Annotated in this window: 2 protein-coding genes; both read left to right on the top strand. The window is 74.5% G+C overall.

Annotation, left to right across the window (positions count from 1 at the left end):
* Window positions 1-2,898, top strand: a 2,898-nt coding sequence (locus NYZ98_RS40815; protein ID WP_262850867.1) for an amino acid adenylation domain-containing protein, incomplete at its 5' end; no start/stop codon positions are given.
* Between the two features lies 1 nt (window position 2,899).
* Window positions 2,900-7,985: non-ribosomal peptide synthetase (locus NYZ98_RS40810; RefSeq protein WP_262850865.1), on the top strand; the 5,086-nt coding region annotated here is incomplete at its 3' end.

The following is a 7,985-nucleotide window of genomic DNA, read 5'->3' as shown; positions in this document are numbered from 1 at the left end:
CCCACCCTCATCCTCGACCAAAAAGAGATCACCGCCGCACCCCACCACCCACCCACCGCCAACGTCGGACCAGGCGACCTCGCCTACGTCATCTACACCTCCGGCTCCACCGGCGAACCCAAGGGGGTGGCCGTCCCGCACCGGGGGATCGTCAGCCTGGTCGCCTGGCACCGCCGGGCCTTCGCCGTCACCGCCGCCGACCGGGCGAGCCTGGTCGCCGGGCTCGGCTTCGACGCCGCCGGCTGGGAACTGTGGCCCTACCTCGCGTCGGGCGCGTGCGTCCACCTGCCGGACGAGGGCATCCGGCCCTCCGCCGAACACCTGCGTGACTGGCTGCTGGACCGTGGCGTCACCGTCGCGTTCCTGCCCACGCCCCTGGCCGAGCAGGCGCTCGCCCTTCCCTGGCCGTCCGCCCCGCTGCGGCTGCTGCTGACCGGCGGCGCCGCGCTGCACCGCCACCCGCGCCCCGGCCTGCCGTTCACCCTGGTGAACAACTACGGGCCCACCGAGTACTCGGTGGTCACCACCTCCGGCGTGGTGCCCCCCGCAGCAGGACCGCCCGGCGCCTCCCCGTCGATCGGCTCCCCGATCGACCGCGCCCGGGTGTACGTGCTGGACGAGGACATGCGGCAGGTGCCCCCCGGGGTCGCGGGCGAGCTGTACGTCGGCGGCCCCGGCCTGGCGCGCGGCTACCTGAACCGTCCCGGGCTCACCGCGCGGCGGTTCGTCCCCGACCCGTTCGACACCGCCGGCGGCGGGCGGCTGTACCGCACCGGCGACCGCGTCCGCTGGCTGCCGGACGGCGACCTGGAGTTCCTCGGCCGGTTCGACGACCAGGTCAAGCTGCGCGGGTACCGCATCGAGCTCGGCGAGATCGAGGCGGCGCTCCGCGACCAGCCCGGCGTGGAGACGGCGGCCGTGGTGATGCGTCCCGCGCCCAGCGGCGGCGACCGGCTGGTCGGGTACGTGGTGATGCGTCCCGCACCGAGCGGCGGCGACCGGTCGGTCGGGTACGTCACCCCGGCCGGCGCGGCCCCCGCCGACCTGCGCGCCGGGCTCGCCCGGCGGCTGCCCGAGTACATGGTCCCGGCCGCGTTCGTCGTGCTGGACCGGCTGCCGCTGAACGCGAACGGCAAGGTCGACCGGGACGGCCTGCCCGAACCGGTCATGGACCCCGAGGGCCGGCACGAACCCCGTGGCCCGGCCGAGAAGCTGCTGGCCGGGATCTACGCCGACGTCCTCGGCCTGCCGTCGGTCGGCGTCGATGACGACTTCTTCGCCCTCGGCGGCGACTCCATCGTGGGCATCCAGCTTGTCGCCCGCGCGCGGCAGGCCGGCCTGCGGCTGAACCCGCGCGACCCCTTCGAGTACCCGACCATCGCCGAACTCGCCGCGGCCCGCCCCTACGACCCGGCCGACCGCCCGGACGACGCCGCCCGCTCCGACCAGGGCCCCGTGGAGGGCGAGGTCCCGCTCACCCCCGTGCAGCGCTGGTTCTTCGGCCAGGAGCTCCCCGAACCCCACCACTTCAACCAGACGTTCCTGCTGGAGCTGCGGGAGCACGTCGAGCCGACCGTGCTCGAAGAGGCGCTGGCCCGCGTGGTGGGCCACCACGACGCCCTGCGGCTGCGGTACACCCGCGCCGGGGCGGACTGGCGGCAGAGCCACGCGCCCGCCCCCGCCCGCGTCCCCGTCCAGGTCGTCGACCTCGGCTCGGTGCCGGCTCACCGGCGCGCCGAGCACATGGAGCGGGTCATCGCCCGGTCGCAGGCGGGCCTCGACCTGGCGGGCGCGCCGCTGCTGAGCGCCGTGCTGTTCGACGGCGGCGCCGAGCAGCCGTCCCTGCTGTCGCTGGTCGTGCACCACCTGGTGGTCGACGGCGTGTCCTGGCGGGTGATCGTCGAGGACCTGGAGACGGCGTGCCTGCTGCTGCGGCGCGGCGAACCGGTGCGGTTCCCGGCCAAGACCGCGTCCTTCCTCGCCTGGTCCCGGCATCTGGCGGCGCACGCCCGCACGTCCGCCGAACTGCGTGACGAGCTCGCGTACTGGAGCCGCCGCGTGCCGCAGCCCCCGCCGCCGCTGCCGGTCGACCGGCCCGGCGGGCCGAACACCGTCGCCACCATGCGGCGGCTCTGGGTGACCCTCGACGAGCGGCACACGCGCGGCCTGCTGCAGGACGCGCCCAAGGCGTTCCACACCGAGGTCAACGACGTCCTGCTCACCGCGTTCACCCAGGCGTTCGCGGCCTGGACGGGCTCGCGCTCGCTGCTGCTCACCCTGGAGGGGCACGGCCGCGAACCGCTCGGGGACGACATCGACGTCTCCCGCACGGTCGGCTGGTTCACCTCGATCTTCCCGGTGCTGCTCGACCTCGGCAGGACCCGGGACGCCCGCGAGGAGCTGCGGGCCGTCCGGCGGCAGCTCCGCGCGGTGCCCCGCCGCGGCGTCGGCTTCGGCCTGCTGCGCCACCTCGCCGAGCGGGACCCGTTCGGTGCCGCCCTGGAACGCGTGCCCACGCCGGGGGTCGCGTTCAACTACCTCGGGCAGTTCGGCGCCTCGCCCGCCGGGTCGTCGCTGTTCCGGCTGGTCCGCGAGTCGGACACCGGCGACCGGGGCCCGCGCAACCCCCGCCCGCACCTGCTGGAGGTGGACGGGTTCGTCACCGCCGGGACGATGCGCTTCTGCTGGGCGTACGACGCGGAAAGCCTGCACGACGCCACCGTCGAACGGCTCGCGGGCGCCTTCCTCACCCGGCTGCGCGCGTACGCGGCCGACGCCGGGGCGCCCGCGCCGCTCGCGGCCTCCGCCTTCCCGCTGGCCCAGATGAGCCGGCGCGACGCCGACACGCTCGCGCGGCTGCTCACGGCCGGTGGCGACGACCCTGAGACGAGGGACTGACATGAACATGGACCAGGTCGAGGACGTCTACCCGCTCTCGCCGCTGCAGGCGGGGATGCTGCTGCACGAGTTACGGTCGGAGGACCGGGAGGTGTACGGCGTCCAGGTGAGCTGCCGGCTGAGCGGCGAGCTCGATCCCGTCCTGTTCCGGCGGGCGTGGCGTGACGTCGTGGCCCGGCACCCGATCCTGCGCACGGCCTTCCTGTCCGAGGGACTGGAGCAGCCCGTCCAGGTCGTGACGCGCGAGGCCGCGCTGCCGTGGCGCGAGGACGACTGGCGGGGCGCCTCGGAGGCCGAGCAGGGGGACCTGGTCGAGGCGTCGCTGGCCGGGGACCGCGCCCTGCGGTTCCGGCTGGACGGGGCGCCGCTGATGCGCGTGTCCCTGGCCAGGCTCGGCGAGGCCGAGCACCACCTGATCTGGAGTTTCCACCACCTGCTGCTCGACGGCTGGTCCATGCCCCTGGTGCTGGAGGAGGTGCTCGACCGGCACGCCGCCCTCGCGGGCGGGAACGCGCCCGAGGTCCTGCCGGGTGCCCGGCCGTTCCGCGACTTCATCGCGTGGCTGGCCCGGCAGGACGACGCCGCGTCCGAGACCTTCTGGCGGGCGGAGCTGTCGGGCCTGGAGCGGGCCACCACCCTCGCCGACCCCTCCGGCACCCCACGGCCGGACTCCCCCGGCGCGGCTCGCGACGGCTCGTCCCGGAACGGTTCGTCCCCCGAAGGCCCGACTCCGAACGGCCCGTCTCGGGACGCCTCGTCTCGGAACGGCTCGTCTCGGGACGCCTCGACGGGGTTCGCCGAGCATCGGTTGGCCCTGTCCGAGGCCGCGACGGCGAGGCTGCGCGCCTGCGCGCGCGAGCACCGGCTCACCATGAACACCCTGGTCCAGGGCGCGTGGGCGATGCTGCTCGGCCGGTACAGCGGCGAGTCCGACGTCATGTTCGGCACCACGGTGGCCGTGCGGCCCGCCGAGATCGAGGGCGTCGAGTCGATCGTGGGACCGCTCATCAACACCCTTCCGGTCCGCGCGAGGATCGACGGCTCCGCCCCCTGCGCCGAATGGCTGCGCGGCTTCCAGGCGCGGCAGAACCGCGCCCGCCACCACGACCACGCGTCCCTGGTCGACATCCACGGCTGGTCCGACCTGGACCCCGGCTCGGCGATCTTCGAGAGCCTGGTGGTGTTCGAGAACTACCCGCGCGACCTGGACGACCCCGCCACCGGCCGCCCGGGGCCGGTGCTCGCCGGCCTGCGGGTCAGGGAGTGGACGAACTACCCGCTGACCGTCGTCGCGCGCGACGGCGACGCGCTGTCGTTCAAACTGCTCTACGACCGCGCCCACTTCGACGAGGAGGCCGTCGAGCGGTACGGGCGGCACCTGGGCGGCATGCTGGAGGCGATCGCCGCCCACCCGGAGACCCCCGCGCCGGAGCTCCCGTACTGGCCCGCCGCCGAGCGGGACCTGATCCTGTCCACCTGGAGCGGCGCCGGGCCCGAATTCACCGGCGGGCCGGTGCACGAGCTGGTGGCGGCGCGGGCGGCCGCGTCGCCGTCGGCGGTCGCGGTGTCGTGCGCGGGCGCCGAGCTGACGTACGCGGAGCTGGACGCGCGGGCCAACCGGGTGGCGCACGTCCTGCGGTCGCGCGGGGTGGGCACCGAGCACCTGGTCGGGGTGTGCGTGCCGCGCGACGCCGAGCTGCCGGTGATCCTGCTCGGGGTGCTGAAGGCGGGCGCGGCGTACGTTCCGCTCGACCCGGAGTACCCGGCGGAACGGCTGGAGTTCATGCTGGCGGACGCGGCGCCCACCGTGGTGCTGACCACCGCCGGCCTGGCGGACCGGCTGCCGTCGGCGCGCACGCTGGTGCTGGACGAGGCCGAGCTGTCCGAGGCGCCCGGCCACGCGCCCGGCGTACCGGTGGACCCCGCCAACCTGGCCTACGTCATCTACACCTCCGGCTCCACCGGCACCCCCAAGGGCGCCGCCGTCACGCACGCCGCCGTCGCGCGGCTGGTGACCGAGACGTCGTACGCGCGCTTCGCCCCCGACGAGGTATTCCTGCACCTGGCGCCGCTGGCGTTCGACGCGTCCACGTTCGAGATCTGGGGCGCGCTCGCCAATGGGGCCCGCCTGGCGGTCTTCCCCGAGGCCCGGCCGTCGCTGGACGAGATCGGCCACGCGATCCGCTCCGAGGGCGTGACGACGCTGTGGCTGACCGCGGGCCTGTTCCACCAGATGGTGACCGAGCGGATCGACGACCTGCGCCCGCTGCGCCGCCTGCTGGCCGGCGGGGAGGCGCTGTCGCCCGCGCACGTGCGGCGGGCCCTGGAGGCGCTGCCGGACACGCTGGTCATCAACGGGTACGGGCCCACCGAGGCGACGACGTTCACCTGCACCCGGGAGCTGCGCCCGGCCGACACCGCCCGGGCGTCGGTGCCGATCGGCTCCCCGATCGGGCACACGCGGGTGTACGTGCTGGACGAGCACATGCGGCCGGTGCCGGCCGGGGTCGCGGGCGAGCTGTACGTCGGCGGGCCGGGGCTGGCCCGGGGCTACCTGAACCGCCCCGGGCTCACGGCTCAGCGGTTCGTGCCCGACCCGTTCGACACCACCGGCGGCGGGCGGCTGTACCGCACCGGCGACCGCGTCCGGTGGCTGCCCGACGGGGCCGTGGAGTTCCTCGGCCGCCGCGACGACCAGGTCAAGGTGCGCGGGTACCGCATCGAGCTCGGCGAGATCGAGGCGGCGCTCCGCGGCCAGCCCGGCGTCGAGACCGCGACGGTGGTCGTCCACGGCGACCGGCTGGTCGGGTACGTCACCCCGGCCGGCGTGACGCCCGCCGACCTGCGCGCCGGGCTCGTCCGGCGGCTGCCCGAGTACATGATCCCCGGGGCGTTCGTCGTGCTGGAGCGGCTGCCACTCACGGCGAACGGCAAGCTGGACCGCCGGGCGCTCCCGGCGCCCGAGGCCGGGACCGCCGTCTCGGGACGGGCGCCGCGCAACGTCCGCGAGGAAATGCTCTGCGCCCTGTACGCCGACGTCCTCGGACTGACCCGCGTCGGCATCGACGACGACTTCTTCACCCTCGGCGGCCACTCCCTCATGGTCACCCGCCTGGTCGCCCGCATCCGGGACGTCCTCGGGGTCCGGGTGACGGTGCGAACGGTCTTCGAAGCCAGGACCGTGGCCCGCCTGGCCCCGTCCGTAGACCCCACCACACCGGACACCGCCTCAAGCACGACGGACACCGGCCCAGGCACGGCAGACGCCGGTTCGAGCATGACGGACGCCGGCTCAGGCACGGCAGACGCCGGTCCGGGCACGACGGACGCCGGTTCCGGCCGGGGCGGGCGGCGGCCCGCGATCCCGGCGGGCGACGGATCGGGGCCGTCCGCGCTGTCCTACGGGCAGCGGCGGCTGTGGTTCGTCGAACAACTGCACGCGGGCGCGGCGGTGTTCAACATCCCGCTCGTGCTCCGCCTCCACGGCGAGCTGGACACCGAGGCCCTCCAGGAGGCGGTCCGCACGCTGTGGCGGCGGCACGCCGCCCTGCGGCTGCGCTTCACCGCGCCCACCGGCGACCCGGCGCAGACGGCCGGCCCGGCCGGCGACTTCGCCCTGACCCTCACCGACGCGTCCGCCGACCTGGTCGGACGGCTCCACACGCCGCCCGGCCCGGCCCGGCGGCTCCACGCGCCGTCCGGCCCGGACGGGCCGCTTCATGCGCCTTTGGATCTGGAGGGGCTGCTCCACGATCTGCTGCACGAGCCGTTCGACCTGGCCCAGGGGCCGCTGTTGCGTGCCCACCTGATCCGGGTCGGCGAGAACGACCACGTCCTGGCGCTGGTCGTCCACCACATCGCGGCCGACGGCTGGTCACTCAACATCCTGCGCCGCGAACTCGCCGAGTCCTACAACGCCCTGGCGACGGGCCGGGAACCCGGCCTGCCGCCGCTACCCGTCCAGTACACCGACTACGCCACCTGGCAACGCGACCACACCGCCACCGAGCACCTCGACTACTGGCGCCACCAACTCGAAGACGCACCCGTACTGGACCTGCCCACCGACCACCCCCGGCCCGCCACCATGACCTACCAGGGCCACAGCCACCGCTTCCACCTCCCCCCCGACCTGGTCACCGCCATCCACCAGACCGGACACCAGCAAGGCGCGACGCTGTTCATGACGCTGCTCGCGGCCTTCACCACCCTGCTCTCCCGGTACAGCGGGCAGGACGACGTCAGCGTGGGCACACCGCTGGCCGGCCGCGACCGGCCGGAGCTGGAGGACATGGTCGGCTTCTTCGTCAACACCGTGGTCGTCCGCACCCGCCTGACCGGCGACCCGACCTTCAAGCAGCTCCTGGACCACACCCGCGACACCACCCTGTCGGCCCTGGACCACCAGGACCTGCCCTTCGACCGGCTGGTGGACGCCCTGATGACGACCCGCGACCCCGCACGCACCCCGCTGTTCCAGGTCGCCTTCGCCCTGCAGAACACCCCCGCCGACCAGCCGGACCTCACCGGCCTCACCACCACCCCCATCCACCCCACCGCCGGCGCCAGCCAGTTCGACCTCACCATGTCCCTCGAAGAGGACGACCACGGCCTGCACGGCATCATCGAATACCGCACCGACCTGTTCACCCACGACACCATCGAACGCCTCGCCGGGCACTACCGGACCCTCCTCACCGCCGTCACCGCCGACCCGGACCAGGCGGTCTCCGACCTGCCGCTCCTCACCGCCCGCGAGCAGCACGAACTCACCACGTGGAACGCGACCGGACCGGGTTTCGACGGGGCGCTCGTCCACGAACTGGTGGCCGAGCAGGCCCGGAAGTCGCCCTCGGCCCTCGCCGTCTCCAGCGACGACGGACACCTCACCTACACCCAGCTCGACACCCAAGCCAACCAGATCGCCCACCTCCTCCAAGACCAAGGCGTCCGCCAAAACCACCTCGTCGGCGTCTGCCTCCCCCGCACCACCCACCTCCCCACCACCCTGCTCGCCATCCTCAAAACCGGCGCCGCCTACCTCCCCCTCGACCCCGACTACCCCCCCGCCCGCCTCCAATACATGA

This window comes from Sphaerisporangium corydalis (genome assembly GCF_025506355.1).
Lineage (GTDB): Bacteria > Actinomycetota > Actinomycetes > Streptosporangiales > Streptosporangiaceae > Sphaerisporangium > Sphaerisporangium corydalis.
This window is presented reverse-complemented; position numbering and strand designations above follow the sequence as displayed.